Here is a 12,912-nt window from a genome sequence, read left to right on the forward strand (position 1 = left end):
CTCGCCCCCGCCGCTCAGGGCGTCCGGGCGATCAGGTAGCGGAACACGTTCGGCATCCACACAGTGCCGTCCGGCCGGCGGTGCTGGTGCAGCGCCTCGGCCAGTTCCTTGTCGACCTGCTCCTGGTCGGTCGCCGCGATCGCCGCGTCGAACAGCCCCGTCGACAGCAGACCGCGCGCCGCGCTGTCCACGTCGGCGTACCCGAACGGGCAGGCGACCCGGCCCGAACCGTCCGGCCTGAGCCCGGCCCCCTGTGCCACCTCCTCCAGGTCGTCGCGGAGCGCCGGCCGCCAGCTGCCGCCGCCGCGCAGCGGATCCGCCAGCTTGGTCGCCACCCGCAGCACCGAGGAGGTGGCGCAACGCTCCGGCGGCCCCCAGCCGGCCAGCACCACCGGCGCGCCCCGGCCGGCGAGCGGGGTCGCCGCGGCGAGCAGCTCACCGAGGCCCTCCGCGTCCCCCGCGAGACACCCGATGGGCTCGAATGCGGTGACGACGTCGTACGCCGGTGTCTGCGCGTCGGCCGCCTCCTCGGGCCCGGCGTCCTCGGGCGAGCCCTCGACGAGCCGCGCTCCCGCGGCACGCGCACGCGTGCGGGGTGCCTCCCCGGCCCCCGGCAGCAGGCGCTCGCGCGCGAGGGCCAGTCTCTCGGGCGAGGCGGACTCGACACCGGTGACGGCTGCGCCCCGGGAAGCCGCCATCAGCAGGGCGAGCCCCGAACCGCAGCCGAGCCCCAGCAGCCGCGTGCCGGGTCCCACGGCCAGTCGCTCGTAGACGGCCTCGTAGAGCGGTACGAGCATCCGCTCCTGGATCTCCGACCAGTCACGCGCGCGTGCACACAGGTCCACGCGGGGTGCGGGTCCCGCGTGAGGCAGGTGCTGCCGCACGAGCGTAGGTGTCATCGAATGCGCCCCAATCCGCAGCGAGTTGCCGCTGTACCCGTTTTCGTCGCCCCCCGTCGCGTACGCCCATCCTTCCCCCGTATGCCAGGTAACTCCGAGCCCGCGACCGCGTCCAGGGGTCTCGGCGACCCGCTTGTGAGGTGCCCCCGTGAGTGGCGAGAATTCACATTCCGGCAATGCCGCTGTCCCTCCTCACGACGGAACTGCTCCGTCCGGGGGACCGAGGAGTGGCGCGATCGTGCCGTAGGCGATGACGCTCGGTCGCGGTGCGGGGCGGTGGCCTGGTTCCGGCCAAGGTCGAGAGGGCCGGTCGCCGCCAGGTCGCGGCCCGGTCGCGGTGCCTTCGCGGAAGGACGGGGCGGTGGCGGACCCCGGTGGCGGACCCGATAGGGTCACGCTCGTACCGCGCGCATGCCGGGCGAGGGCGCGAGGTGGCCGAAACGCCTCTTGCGCACCCGTGGACCCGTCCTCCCCGCCGCGCGGACGCGCTCTACGCGCCGGGTCGTACGTCAGGCTACGTACCACCTTGTTGTGAGCTGTGCGGCTTCTCCGCAGATCAGCGCACCCGCCCTCCTGCGGACGCATCAGCGGCAACTGACTGGTACGTGCAAATTATTTGGGATGCCCCGGAATAGGAACACAGCGGGATCCAGGCTCGTTGTCATTACGTGAGCACGACACCACCTGTTCTCGCCGCAGAGCTGGCACAGGCGTGGGCCGACATTCAGCGGTACCACCCCGAGCTGCCGGACCTTGCCGCGCCCGAGTCCCTGATCGGGGAGTCGTCGTCCGCCTGCGGACACGAACTCTCCTTCGAGCGGCTGCTTCACGAGGCAGTCCACGGCATCGCTGCCGCGCGCGGAATCCGCGACACCTCCCGCGCCGGCCGGTACCACAACCGCAGATTCCTCGCGATCGCCGAGGAGCTGGGCCTGGACCACCCGGAGGAGCCGCATCCAAGCAGCGGCTTCTCGCTGGTCACGCTCAACCCCGAGGCGAAGCGGCGATACCGCCCGACGATCGAGCGCCTGCAGCGCGCCCTCAAGGCCCATACCGCCGCCACCAGCACCGACACCAGCCGCAGCTTCCGCGGCCCGGCCGCCCGCCACGGTTCCTCCGGCGGCGGCGTCCGGGTCAAGGCGGTGTGCGACTGCGGCCGCAACGTACGGGTCGTCCCGTCCGTTCTGGCCCAGGCGCCGATCATGTGCGGCGGCTGCGGCAAGCCGTTCCGCATCCCCGAGGTGGTGGGCGCGGGAGCGAGGTGAGCGCACGGCTGCTCGTGGCAGCCGTGCGGCACCCGTAGTGCCGCGGGTCAGGCAGCCGGCGTCCGTCGCGGGGACGCCGGGTGCCGCTGCGGTGTGCCTGGGCGCACCCGTGGTCCGAAGCGGCTCGTGGGCTGTGGCACAATGGACAGCTGTACTCGACAGCCGCACAGGACCCCTCTCTCCTCCGGCTGACGCGTCCATCGGGCACTCGGGTACCGCAACCCCACGCGGCCTTCTCGCCGTGCCCAACCACGTCAAATCCAGGAGAACCCACTCCCGTGGCAGTCAAGATCAAGCTGAAGCGTCTGGGCAAGATCCGTTCGCCTCACTACCGCATCGTCGTCGCCGACTCCCGCACCCGCCGTGACGGCCGTGCGATCGAGGAGATCGGCAAGTACCACCCGACGTACCACCCGTCGGTGATCGAGGTCGACGCCGAGCGTGTGGCGTACTGGCTCGGTGTCGGCGCCCAGCCGACCGAGCCCGTGCTCGCCATTCTGAAGAAGACCGGCGACTGGCAGAAGTTCAAGGGCGAGCCCGCCCCGGCGCCGCTGCTCGTCGCGGAGCCGAAGGCCGCGCGTCCGTCCTTCGAGGCTCTCGGCGGTGACGACGAGGGCAAGGGTGAGGCCATCACCCAGAAGAAGAAGGCCGACAAGAAGGACGAGGCCCCGGCCGAGTCCGCGGCTGAGTCCACCGAGGCCTGAGCATGCTCGAGGAGGCTCTCGAGCACCTCGTGAAGGGCATCGTCGACAACCCTGACGATGTGCAGGTCGCCTCGCGCGACCTGCGTCGCGGGCGTGTGCTGGAGGTCCGGGTACACCCCGACGACCTCGGTAAGGTGATCGGCCGCAACGGCCGCACCGCGCGCGCCCTGCGCACCGTCGTGGGCGCCATCGGCGGCCGCGGTGTCCGTGTCGACCTCGTCGACGTGGACCACGTCCGCTGACACAAGGCAGCGCAGCACCGGCTCGGGCCGGGGAGGGCCAGTGGGCCGTCCCCGGCCCGTAGTCGTACGACAGGAGAACAACCACAGTGCAGCTGGTAGTCGCACGGATCGGCCGTGCCCACGGCATCAAGGGCGAGGTCAACGTCGAGGTACGTACCGACGAGCCGGAACTCAGGCTCGCGCCCGGCGCCGTACTCGCCACCGACCCGGCCTCCACCGGGCCGCTGACGATCGAGACGGGCCGTGTGCACAGTGGCCGTCTGCTGCTGCGCTTCGAGGGCGTGCGCGACCGCACCGGCGCCGAGGCCCTGCGCAACACCCTCCTGATCGCCGAGATCGACCCGGAGGAACTGCCCGAGGGCGAGGACGAGTACTACGACCACCAGTTGATGGACCTCGACGTCGTCACCACGGACGGGGTGGAGGTCGGCCGGATCACCGAGGTCTCGCACCTGCCCTCGCAGGACCTGTTCATCGTGGAGCGCCCGGACGGCAGCGAGGTCATGATCCCGTTCGTCTCGGAGATCGTCACCGAGATCGACCTGGAGGAGCAGCGGGCCGTCGTCGACCCGCCGCCCGGCCTGATCGACGACCGCGCGGACATCGCCTCGTCCAGGGACGAGTCCTGATGCGGCTCGACGTCGTCACGATCTTCCCCGAGTACCTCGACCCGCTGAACGTCTCCCTGGTCGGCAAGGCACGCGCGCGTGGCCAGTTGCAGGTGCACGTGCATGACCTGCGCTCCTGGACCTACGACCGCCACAACACGGTCGACGACACGCCCTACGGCGGCGGCCCCGGCATGGTCATGAAGACCGACCCCTGGGGCGACGCCCTCGACTCCGTCCTCGCCGACGGCTACGAGACGGGCTCGCACGGTCCGGCCCTGATCGTCCCCACGCCCAGTGGCCGTCCCTTCACCCAGGAACTCGCCGTCGAGCTCTCCGAGCGCCCCTGGCTGATCTTCACCCCGGCCCGCTACGAGGGCATCGACCGGCGGGTCGTCGACGAGTACGCCACCCGGATGCCGGTGTACGAGGTGTCCATCGGCGACTACGTCCTCGCCGGCGGTGAGGCGGCCGTTCTGGTCGTCACCGAGGCCGTGGCGCGGCTGCTGCCCGGCGTCCTCGGCAACGCCGAGTCGCACCGGGACGACTCGTTCGCGCCCGGCGCCATGGCGAGCCTCCTGGAGGGGCCCGTCTACACCAAGCCGCCCGAGTGGCGGGACCGCGGGATCCCGGAGGTACTGCTCAGCGGGCACCACGGCAAGATCGCCCGCTGGCGGCGCGACGAGGCGCTGCGGCGTACGACGGCCAACCGGCCTGACCTGATCGAGCGTTGTGACCCCAAGGCCTTCGACAAGAAGGACCGCGAGATGCTCTCCATCCTGGGCTGGGCGCCGGACCCCGAGGGTGAGCCGTTCGGCCGATTTTGGCGCAGGACCGAGGGCGTGGAAGAATAGGCCGCTGTTGTGCGCCTGTCCGGCGTGCGCCCCTGCCACAGGGGGACACGACGCCCGCCCCGACCCGCACGGCTCTCTCACCAGAAACCTAGTTTCCGTTGATGACCTGTGGCATCAGCGAGGAAAGCAGAAGAAATGGCTCACCTGCTCGACACCGTCGACGCCTCGTCGCTGCGCAGCGACGTCCCGGCCTTCCGCCCGGGTGACACCGTCAACGTGCACGTCCGCGTCATCGAGGGCAACCGCTCCCGTGTGCAGCAGTTCAAGGGCGTGGTGATCCGCCGCCAGGGTTCCGGCGTGCGCGAGACCTTCACGGTCCGCAAGGTCTCCTTCTCCGTCGGCGTCGAGCGCACCTTCCCGGTGCACACCCCGATCGTGGAGAAGATCGAGCTCGTCACCAGGGGCGACGTCCGCCGCGCCAAGCTGTACTACCTGCGCGACCTGCGCGGCAAGGCGGCGAAGATCAAGGAGAAGCGCGAGAACTGAGCGCCTCCCGGGGTTCCGTCCGGGGCCGGATAGCATCTGGCCCCGATGGACACCGAAGCACAGCCAACGGAGCGCGACCGCTCCTCCCGCCCTTCCCGACCCGAGGAGACCTCGGACACAGGAGGGCCGGAGGACCGGTCGCGTTCCGCGTTGGTGGCGCGGGTCGCCGAGTGGGTCCCGGGCGGGCGGATCACCCTGTCCGTGCTGGCCTGCCTCGTGTTCGCGTTGCTGCTCAACACCTTCGTGGTGCAACCGTTCCGGATCCCCAGTGGATCGATGGAGCGGGAATTGAGGATCGGCGACCGCGTACTCGTAAATAAGTTGGCGTACCGTTTCGGTGCTCAGCCGCGACGTGGCGAGGTGGTCGTCTTCGACGGCACCGGGTACTTCGGGAACGCCGACTACGTCAAACGCGTCGTCGGTGTGGGTGGAGATCACGTGGTCTGTTGCGACAAGGAGGGGAGGCTCCAGGTGAACGGCCGGTCCGTCGACGAGTCGACGTTCCTGTACCCCGGCGACGGCGCGTCCACGGTGGCCTTCGACGTCGTCGTGCCCGGCGGCACCCTCTTCGTCCTCGGCGACCACCGCAGCGCCTCCAGCGACTCCCGTGACCACCTCGGCTCACCCGGCGGCGGCATGATCCCCGTCGACGGCGTGATCGGCCGGGCGGACTGGATCGTCTGGCCCGTCGGCCATGCCACCCACCTGGACCGGACCGGCGCCTACGCGCGCGTGCCCGCGGCGGACGGTGGACATGGGTAACCGTGGCAGGCCCCGCGGTGCGCCCGTCAGTGCCGCCGAGAACCTGCTGCCCACCGGCACCCGGAGGGCAGCCGCCGGGGCCGGAAGCGGGCGCACCCGCGCCGAGCGGCGCAAGCTCCAGCGGAAGGTCAAGCGGCGCCGGCGCCGGTCCGCCATAAAGGAGATACCGCTCCTGGTCGGCGTGGCCGTGCTGATAGCGCTCGTGCTGAAGACCTTCCTGGTCCAGGCGTTCGTGATCCCGTCCGGCTCCATGGAGCAGACGATCCAGATCGGCGACCGGGTACTGGTCGACAAGCTCACCCCGTGGTTCGGCACCAAGCCGGAGCGCGGGGACGTCGTGGTGTTCAAGGACCCCGGTGGCTGGCTCCAGGACGAGCAGCCCACGCAGAAGAAGGACGACCCCGTCGTCGTCAAGCAGGTCAAGGAGGGGCTCACCTTCATCGGCCTGCTGCCGTCCGAGGACGAGAAGGACCTGATCAAGCGGGTTGTCGGCGTCGGTGGTGACCGCGTGCAGTGCTGTGACACGCAGGGTCGGGTCACGGTCAACGGCGTTCCCCTGATCGAGGACTACCTGAACCCGGGCGACGAGCCGTCCGCGACCCCGTTCGACATCACCGTGCCGCAGGGCCGGCTGTGGGTGATGGGCGACCACCGCTCCAACTCCGCGGACTCCCGCTCGCACCAGGACACCGACTACGGCGGCACCGTCTCGGAGGACGAGGTCGTCGGCCGGGCCGTCGTGATCGCCTGGCCTCTGGGCCACTGGACCACGCTGAACGAACCGAATACCTACGCTTCCGTGTCCGACTCGGCATCCGGGTCGACCGCGGCCCCCCAGCCGTCGCATAGGGTTGCCCCCGACGATCCGAACGGAACGATCCACCTCCCGATCCCTGCGGAACTCCCGCTCGTTATGGGAGTGGTGGGCCTGCGTCTTGTGTGGCGCAGACGGCGGCACAGAGTGAGGAGTTGGCGTGGGGGATGTGGCGGTTGGCGCACGGTCCGGACACGACGGCGAGGAGCACCGCGGACGCCCCGTGGAAGCGGGCCCCCAGGCCGCGGCCCGCGCTGTGAACTCCGGGAATGATGGCCGAAGGGCCGAGGACGGCACGGTGACGGACGAACAGAGCCAGACCGGGGAGCACGGGCCGGAGGGGCCCGACCCCAGGCAGCCGAAGAAGCAGCGCTCCTTCTGGAAGGAGTTGCCGATCCTGATCGGCATCGCGCTGGTGCTGGCGCTGCTGATCAAGACGTTCCTGGTGCAGGCGTTCTCCATCCCCTCCGACTCGATGCAGAACACCCTGCAGGAGGGCGACCGCGTCCTCGTCGACAAGCTCACCCCGTGGTTCGGCTCCGAGCCCGACCGCGGCGAGGTCGTCGTCTTCCACGACCCCGACAACTGGCTCGCGGGTGAGCCCACGGCGGACCCGAACGCGCTGCAGACGTTCCTCAGCTGGATCGGCCTGATGCCGTCCGCCGAGGAGAAGGACCTCATCAAGCGCGTGATTGGCGTCGGCGGAGACACCGTCGAGTGCAACGGCACGGGCCCGTTGAAGGTCAACGGCAAGGCGCTGGACGAGCCGTACGTCTACCCCGGCAACACGCCGTGCAGCCAGGACGACCAGGGCGGCCAGTTCGAGGTGAAGGTCCCCGAGGGCTTCATCTGGGTCATGGGCGACCACCGGCAGAACTCCCGGGACTCGCGCTACAACCAGGGCGACGCCAACAAGGGCATGGTCCCGGTCGACAAGGTCGTCGGACGCGCCATCGTGAAGGCCTGGCCGATCAACCGCTGGGGCACCCTCCCCGTGCCGGACACCTTCGACCAGCCCGGCCTGAACGACCAGCCGTCGGCTGCCGCGGCCCTCACCGGCGCCCCGAACGCGCTGGCCCTCGCCGGGGTCGTGCCGGTGGCGCTGTGGCGCCGCCGTCGGACGGCCGTCTGATCCCGCTTCCGGCCTCCGGAGGGCGTGAAGTCCTCGTGGAGCTGCCGGGCCGGGCTGGATGAAGGGCTGACCGGGTCTGGTACCGCCGGGTAGGGTGCGGATCCATGGGTGGCGAGAACGCGACACGTACGGCACCGCACAGCGGTGGAACGAGCAGGGGCCCGGCGGGCGGCCGGACCGGACAGCGGTTGTCCGGGCTGGCGGTCGCGCTGGGCCTTGTGCTGTTCCTGGGCGGCTTCGGCTGGGCGGCGGTGACCTATCTGCCCTACACCGTGCCCACCCGCTCCATGACGCCGACCATCGACGCGGGTGACCGGGTGCTGGCGCAGCGCGTCGACGGCGGTGAGGTGCGCCGCGGTGACGTCGTCGTGTTCAAGGACGCGACCTGGGGTGACGCGCCGTTGATCAAGCGGGTGGTGGCCGTCGGCGGGGACCGGGTGTCCTGTTGCCAGAACGGCAGGCTGACCGTGAACGGCAAGGCGATCGAGGAACCGTACCTGGCCGAGGGACAGCCGGCCGGGGACATGAACTTCACGGTGAACGTGCCCGAGGGACGCCTGTTCCTGCTCGGTGACGAGCGGCAGGGCTCCCTGGACTCCACCGCCCACCTCACGGACGCCGCGAGCGGCACGGTGGCGCGCGACGACGTCTCCGCCCGGGTGGACGCCGTCGTCTTCCCCCTGGACGGCATGCTGGCCCGCCCCACCGGTTTTGAGGCCCTCGGCAGCCTCTCCTCGCCGGGCCCGCTGCGGACGATCGGCTTCGTGATCGTCGCAGGCGCGGTGCTGGTGCTCGGAGGCGGCGCGTACGGACCGGTCGCGAAGCTGCTGGGACCGCGGAAGCGGACGGAGCCCACCGGTGCCCGCTGAGGCGACGGCGGGGTACGAGATCGACGGCGGCCGCGCCCGCAAGGTGGCCAGGGTCGTGCTGCTCGATCCCGACGACCGGATCCTGCTGCTGCACGGCCACGAGCCGGACGATCCGGCGGACGACTGGTGGTTCACGCCGGGCGGCGGACTGGAGGGCACGGAGACCCGTGAGGAGGCCGCACTGCGGGAACTCGCGGAGGAGACCGGAATCACGGAGGTCCAGCTCGGTCCGGTGCTGTGGCGACGGCTGTGCTCCTTCCCGTTCGCCGGGCGGCGCTGGGACCAGGACGAGTGGTACTACCTGGCCCGCACCACCCAGACGGCGACGGAGGCGGTCGCGCTCACCGAGCTGGAGCGACGCAGTGTCGTGGGGGCCCGGTGGTGGACCTGTGAGGATCTGACCCGGGCTCATGAGACGGTGTATCCGACCAGACTCGCCGAGCTGCTGCGCAGGCTGCTCGACGAAGGTCCCCCCGCCAGGCCGGAGATCCTGGACACGGAAATCGTCTAGGGGCTCCCGGGACTGGCGCACAATGGTGGGATCGCACGGCTGAAGGGGAACATGCCATGAGCGCCGAGGACCTCGAAAAGTACGAGACCGAGATGGAGCTCAAGCTCTACCGGGAGTACCGCGATGTCGTCGGTCTGTTCAAATACGTGATCGAGACCGAGCGGCGTTTCTACCTGACCAACGACTACGAGATGCAGGTGCACTCGGTCCAGGGTGAGGTGTTCTTCGAGGTGTCCATGGCGGACGCCTGGGTCTGGGACATGTACCGGCCGGCTCGGTTCGTGAAGCAGGTGCGTGTCCTCACGTTCAAGGACGTGAACATCGAGGAGCTGAACAAGAGCGACCTCGAACTGCCGGGCGGGTGATGAATCCCCAGGACGGCCCGTCTGTGCCGCTCGTGTGGGCGACGAAGTTGTCCACAACCGCTGAGTAGCCCACCAAGATCCACTTCGTGGTGGTGGATGCGTGACCGTTGGCGCCCAAGGAGGTGCCGACATGAACGCACGAGACGCAATCGGCAGGTACGGCGAGGAACTGGCCGCCCGGCGGCTGGTGGCGGCCGGTATGACGGTCCTGGGGCGCAACTGGCGCTGTGGCAGGACCGGCGAGATCGACATCGTGGCGCGGGACGGGGACGTCCTGGTCGTCTGCGAGGTGAAGACACGCAGGGTCGGCCGCTTCCAGCATCCGATGGCCGCCGTCCCGCCGGACAAGGCCGAGCGACTGCGCGCCCTCGCCGAGCAGTGGATCCACACCCATGGCGGCGCCCCACCCGGAGGCGTCCGCATCGATCTGATCGGCGTCGTCCTGCCCGACCGCGGCGCGCCCGTCGTCGAACACGCGCGGGGGGTGTCCTGAAATGGGCTTCGCGCGTACGTGCTCCGTAGCCCTCGTCGGCGTCGAGGGCGTGGTGGTGGAGGTCCAGGCCGACCTGGAACCGGGCGTCGCCGCGTTCACGCTGGTGGGGCTGCCTGACAAGAGCCTGACCGAGAGCCGCGACCGGGTGCGGGCGGCCGTCGTGAATTCCGGCGCCCAGTGGCCGCAGAAGAAGCTCACGGTCGGGCTCAGCCCGGCGTCGGTGCCGAAGGCCGGCAGCGGGTTCGACCTGGCCGTCGCCTGTGCGGTGCTGGGGGCCGGTGAGCGCATCGACCCTCGGGTGCTCGCCGACATCGTGATGATCGGGGAGCTCGGCCTGGACGGACGGGTGCGGCCGGTGCGCGGCATCCTGCCGGCCGTGCTGGCCGCGGCGGACGCGGGCTACGAGCAGGTGGTCGTACCCGAGTGCGCGGCCGCCGAGGCGGTACTCGTCCCCGGGGTGTCCGTGCTGGGAGTCCGCAGTCTGCGTCAGCTGATCGCCGTCCTGGCGGACGAGCCCGTGCCGGAGGAGGAGCTCGCCGTACACGGCCGCCCCGATCAGCTGCTGGCCGGGCTGCGCGTGCCCGGCGCGCGTTCGGCCACGGGCATGCACAGCGTCGGAGCCGCCCAGCACGACCACGGGCACGACCTGGCCGACGTCGTGGGTCAGATCTCGGCGCGTACGGCGGTGGAGGTCGCCGCCGCCGGCGGGCACCACCTGTTCCTGGAGGGCCCGCCCGGCGCCGGCAAGACGATGCTCGCCGAGCGGCTGCCGGGGATTCTGCCCCGGCTCACCCGGGAGGAGTCCCTCGAGGTCACGGCGGTGCACTCGGTCGCCGGACTGCTGCCGCACGGCAAGCCGCTGATCGACATCGCCCCCTACTGCGCCCCGCACCACTCGGCCACCATGCAGGCGCTCGTCGGCGGCGGCGCCGGCGTCGCCCGGCCCGGCGCCGTGTCGCTGTCCCACCGGGGTGTGCTGTTCCTCGACGAGACACCGGAGTTCAGCAGCCAGGTCCTCGACGCCCTGCGACAGCCCCTGGAGGCGGGGCATGTCGTGATCGCCCGCAGTGCGGGGGTGGTCCGGTTCCCCGCCAGGTTCCTCATGGTGCTCGCCGCCAACCCGTGCCCGTGCGGGCGCTTCTCCCAGCGGGAGGACCTGTGCGAGTGCCCGCCCTCCGCGATCCGCCGCTACCAGGCCCGGCTCTCGGGGCCGCTGCTGGACCGGGTCGACCTCCGCGTCGAGGTCGACCGCGTCACGCGGGCCGAGCTCACCGATCGCGGGGCCCGCGGCGAGTCCTCCCTGGCCGTCGCGGAACGGGTGCGTGCCGCCCGGGAGCGGGCGGCCGCCCGCCTCGCGGGCACTCCGTGGCGGACGAACAGCGAGGTGCCCGGCAGAGAGCTGCGCAGCCGCTGGTACGCCGAGATCGGCGCGATGGACGAGGCCGAGCGCAATCTGGAGCGTGGCGTGCTCACGGCCCGCGGACTCGACCGGGTCCTGCGCGTCGCCTGGACCGTGGCGGACCTCGTGGGGCACGACCGGCCCGGCGCGACGGACGTGGCCCTGGCGCTGCAACTGCGCACCGGCGTGCCGCGCGGCGCCCCGATGGCCATCGGGGCGCTGACGTGACCGGCGCCGGCGATCCGGACGACGAGCTGCTCGGACGGATCTTCCTCACCCGGGTGCTGGAGCCCGGTGACGAGGTGGCCGGGCGGTGGGTGCGCGAGCTGGGGGTCGGTGAGTTGGTGCGGCGACTACGCGGTGAGGGGGCGCCCTTGGCGGGCGTGAGCGAGAAGCGGTGGGCCGGGCTGCGGGCGCGGGCCCGGCGGGCCGAACCGGAGCGCGACCTTGAGGCGGCCGGGGCGGCGGGGGTGCGGTTCGTGCGTCCGGGGACGGCGGAGTGGCCCGGGCAGCTCGACGACCTCGGGGACGGCCGACCACTGGGGCTCTGGGTGCGAGGACCGGCCGGCCTGCGGATGTGGGCGCTTCGGTCCGTCGCCGTCGTGGGTGCCCGCGCCTGCACCGAGTACGGCGCCCACATGGCCGTCACCCTCGCCGCCGGCCTTGCCGAGCGCGGCTGGGTGGTCGTCTCCGGCGGCGCCTACGGTGTCGACGGCGCCGCCCACCGGGGCGCCCTCGGCGCCGGCGGAGCCACGGTCGCCGTGCTGGCCTGCGGCGTCGACCGGCCCTACCCCCGCGGGCACACGCGGCTGATCGGCAGAATCGCCGAGCAGGGGCTGGTGGTGGGCGAGCTGCCGCCGGGGGACCATCCGACGCCCAGCCGGTTCATCGTGCGCAACCGCGTGATCGCCGCGCTGACCCGGGGGACCGTGGTCGTAGAGGCCGCGCTCCGCAGCGGTTCGCTGGTCACGGCGCGGGCGGCGCAGCGGCTGGGGCGGCACACCATGGGCGTGCCCGGGCCGGCCACCAGCGCGCAGTCGGCGGGGGTGCACGAGCTGCTGCGCGGAGAGGCGACGCTGGTCACCGACGCCGCCGAGGTGGTCGAGCTGGTCGGCGACATGGGTGAGCTGGCGCCCGCCCGGCGTGGGCCGGTGCTGCCGCGCGACCTGCTGCCGCCCGGTGTTCGGCCTGTCCTGGCCGCAGTGCCCGGGCACGGGGAGGCCACCGCCGCGGAGATCGCCAGGGGAGTGCCGACGACCGAGGACGACGCGATCGCGAGGCTGTACGAACTCCGGGCACTTGGTTACGTCGAACGACACGGCGATGGCTGGAAGTTGACACGCCAGGCGATGATCTCCGTTCGCGGTGGACGGGACGTATGTTGACGGAGCGTGTTCGGCCGTCCGGGGGAATGTCGATGTCCTTGCGAAATCCGGCAGTTGGGCTGGTCATGGCGGTCACGGAGAGCGACCGCCATGCCCCGGTGGAGCGCCCCGTGGAACGTTTCTG

The 12,912-nt window shown here is 71.4% G+C and carries 16 protein-coding genes; 15 read left to right on the forward strand and 1 reads right to left on the reverse strand.

All coding sequences use genetic code 11. The annotated features are described in order from the left end of the window. Positions 1 to 14: 14 nt before the first annotated feature. A complete protein-coding gene (locus ACFV6X_RS07690) occupies positions 15 to 899 on the reverse strand; it encodes an SAM-dependent methyltransferase (protein ID WP_385379109.1) in 885 nt (294 codons plus the stop codon). A gap of 668 nt (positions 900 to 1,567) precedes the next feature. On the opposite strand from ACFV6X_RS07690, the gene ACFV6X_RS07695 reads away from it, so the two are divergent. From ACFV6X_RS07695 to dprA, 15 genes are all read left to right on the forward strand, one after another. Further along, positions 1,568 to 2,164, forward strand: a complete 597-nt coding sequence (locus ACFV6X_RS07695) for a hypothetical protein (RefSeq protein WP_385379112.1) — start codon at positions 1,568 to 1,570, stop codon at positions 2,162 to 2,164. Between the two features lie 278 nt (positions 2,165 to 2,442). Beyond that, positions 2,443 to 2,868 carry a 30S ribosomal protein S16 gene (rpsP, locus tag ACFV6X_RS07700; protein ID WP_385379115.1) on the forward strand — a complete coding sequence of 142 codons (426 nt, stop codon included), beginning with the start codon at positions 2,443 to 2,445 and terminating at the stop codon, positions 2,866 to 2,868. Between the two features lie 2 nt (positions 2,869 to 2,870). After that, entirely contained in the window at positions 2,871 to 3,110 is a 240-nt protein-coding gene (locus ACFV6X_RS07705; RefSeq protein WP_005479813.1) for an RNA-binding protein, read from the forward strand. 86 nt (positions 3,111 to 3,196) lie between these two features. Next, the gene (rimM, locus tag ACFV6X_RS07710; protein WP_385379118.1) at positions 3,197 to 3,739 is read left to right on the forward strand and encodes a ribosome maturation factor RimM; all 543 of its coding nucleotides are present in this window, start codon (positions 3,197 to 3,199) and stop codon (positions 3,737 to 3,739) included. Next, a complete protein-coding gene (gene trmD, locus ACFV6X_RS07715) occupies positions 3,739 to 4,572 on the forward strand; it encodes a tRNA (guanosine(37)-N1)-methyltransferase TrmD (RefSeq protein ID WP_365458052.1) in 834 nt (277 codons plus the stop codon). Before rimM ends, trmD begins: the two co-directional genes overlap by 1 nt. Positions 4,573 to 4,707: 135 nt before the next feature. Continuing rightward, a complete protein-coding gene (rplS, locus tag ACFV6X_RS07720) occupies positions 4,708 to 5,058 on the forward strand; it encodes a 50S ribosomal protein L19 (protein ID WP_365458049.1) in 351 nt (116 codons plus the stop codon). A gap of 45 nt (positions 5,059 to 5,103) precedes the next feature. Then, a complete protein-coding gene (lepB, locus tag ACFV6X_RS07725; protein ID WP_385379122.1) occupies positions 5,104 to 5,820 on the forward strand; it encodes a signal peptidase I in 717 nt (238 codons plus the stop codon). Next, positions 5,813 to 6,907: a signal peptidase I gene (gene lepB / locus ACFV6X_RS07730; RefSeq protein ID WP_385379125.1), complete on the forward strand. Its 1,095-nt coding sequence runs from the start codon at positions 5,813 to 5,815 to the stop codon at positions 6,905 to 6,907. Before lepB (ACFV6X_RS07725) ends, lepB (ACFV6X_RS07730) begins: the two co-directional genes overlap by 8 nt. Then, positions 6,795 to 7,766, forward strand: coding sequence for a signal peptidase I (lepB, locus tag ACFV6X_RS07735; RefSeq protein ID WP_385379128.1), 972 nt, complete (start codon positions 6,795 to 6,797; stop codon positions 7,764 to 7,766). Before lepB (ACFV6X_RS07730) ends, lepB (ACFV6X_RS07735) begins: the two co-directional genes overlap by 113 nt. 104 nt (positions 7,767 to 7,870) lie before the next feature. Beyond that, a complete protein-coding gene (gene lepB / locus ACFV6X_RS07740) occupies positions 7,871 to 8,635 on the forward strand; it encodes a signal peptidase I (protein WP_385379131.1) in 765 nt (254 codons plus the stop codon). Beyond that, a complete protein-coding gene (locus ACFV6X_RS07745; RefSeq protein WP_385379133.1) occupies positions 8,625 to 9,146 on the forward strand; it encodes an NUDIX hydrolase in 522 nt (173 codons plus the stop codon). The genes lepB (ACFV6X_RS07740) and ACFV6X_RS07745 overlap by 11 nt, the downstream gene beginning before the upstream one ends. A 56-nt stretch (positions 9,147 to 9,202) precedes the next feature. Further along, positions 9,203 to 9,511: a DUF2469 domain-containing protein gene (locus tag ACFV6X_RS07750; RefSeq protein ID WP_003965949.1), complete on the forward strand. Its 309-nt coding sequence runs from the start codon at positions 9,203 to 9,205 to the stop codon at positions 9,509 to 9,511. Between the two features lie 130 nt (positions 9,512 to 9,641). Further along, positions 9,642 to 10,004, forward strand: a complete 363-nt coding sequence (locus ACFV6X_RS07755) for a YraN family protein (RefSeq protein WP_385379136.1) — start codon at positions 9,642 to 9,644, stop codon at positions 10,002 to 10,004. A gap of 1 nt (position 10,005) precedes the next feature. Continuing rightward, positions 10,006 to 11,631: a YifB family Mg chelatase-like AAA ATPase gene (locus ACFV6X_RS07760; protein ID WP_385379139.1), complete on the forward strand. Its 1,626-nt coding sequence runs from the start codon at positions 10,006 to 10,008 to the stop codon at positions 11,629 to 11,631. Further along, the gene (gene dprA / locus ACFV6X_RS07765; RefSeq protein WP_385379142.1) at positions 11,628 to 12,788 is read left to right on the forward strand and encodes a DNA-processing protein DprA; all 1,161 of its coding nucleotides are present in this window, start codon (positions 11,628 to 11,630) and stop codon (positions 12,786 to 12,788) included. The genes ACFV6X_RS07760 and dprA overlap by 4 nt, the downstream gene beginning before the upstream one ends. Positions 12,789 to 12,912 lie beyond the last annotated feature (124 nt).

Origin of the sequence: Streptomyces sp. NPDC059861 (assembly GCF_042731435.1) — a bacterium.
In the GTDB taxonomy this organism is placed as follows: domain Bacteria; phylum Actinomycetota; class Actinomycetes; order Streptomycetales; family Streptomycetaceae; genus Streptomyces.